1 protein-coding gene is annotated in these 300 nt (G+C 67.3%); it reads left to right on the top strand.

Features of this window, described 5'->3' with window-relative positions; all coding sequences use genetic code 11:
* On the top strand, positions 1-300 hold a 300-nt coding region (locus AC0IYH_RS30795), incomplete at both ends, for a cytochrome c-type biogenesis CcmF C-terminal domain-containing protein (RefSeq protein ID WP_471837965.1).

Below are 300 nucleotides of genomic sequence, written 5' to 3'. Positions count from 1 at the left end.
ATTCACCTGGGGCATGGTCGTTGCGCATCTCGGCATCGCCGTCAGCCTCGCGGGAATCGCGTGCGACTCCGCCTTCACCGTCGAACGCCTGATCGCCCTGCGCGGCGGGGACTCGACGAGGGTCGGTCCGTACAAGGTCACGCTCGACGGTATCTCGCCTGTCGTCGCCGACAATTGGTCGGCACTTCAGGCGCGGCTCAGCATCGAGCGCGACGGCCACGTGACCCGCCTCTATCCGCAGTCCCGCACCTTCTCCGATCCGCCGACCACGACCAGCGAGTCCGCGATCATGACCGTGCC

The organism is Pseudomonas sp. AC463, from assembly GCF_979253585.1.
This window is presented reverse-complemented; position numbering and strand designations above follow the sequence as displayed.